1 tRNA gene is annotated in these 565 nt (G+C 72.7%); it reads right to left on the bottom strand.

The features are described from left to right. Positions 1–57 precede the first annotated feature (57 nt). A tRNA-Arg gene (locus GT030_RS28070) sits at positions 58–129 on the bottom strand. Positions 130–565 lie beyond the last annotated feature (436 nt).

Raw genomic sequence — 565 nt, 5'->3', positions numbered from 1 at the left:
AGACCCCGGCCTCAGCGTTTCCGCTGGTGACGGGGTCTTTGGGCACCTAATCCAAGGTGCCCCCGGCAGGATTCGAACCTGCGCACACGGCTCCGGAGGCCGTTGCTCTATCCCCTGAGCTACGGGGGCGTGTCGGGCGTTGCGCTGGGCGCTTGCGGCGACGGGTAGAACCCTAGCAGGTCTTCGAGGGTGATCAGGAACGGGTTTGCCCAGGCGGGGTCGGCTTGCGGGGGCCACCGTGGGGGAGGGCTCTGTTCTGGGGCTCGGCAGGAGCCCGGCCATGTGCGAGTGGGGCGTCCGGCACCCCTGGCGCGACGGGGTTTCCCTGTGGCCAGCTGCGCCGCCCCGCCTCCGCAAGTTCGCCCCAGGGATTGCCCGGCCGTACTCCAGCGCTTGGCTTGGCCTCCATTCGAGGCTCACGGTGTCCGTGGTCCGAGGCCTGGCCCCGGCCGGCGTCCCGTCCTGTGGCGTCCCCCCCGTCTCCGTGGTCCGGGCCTGGCGCCGGCCAGCATCCACCCCACCGTGTCCCTCCGTGTCCGTGGCCCCGGCCCCGCGCCCGCACCCC

This window comes from Streptomyces sp. SID1328 (assembly GCF_009865595.1).
Lineage (GTDB): Bacteria > Actinomycetota > Actinomycetes > Streptomycetales > Streptomycetaceae > Streptomyces > Streptomyces griseoluteus.
This window is presented reverse-complemented; position numbering and strand designations above follow the sequence as displayed.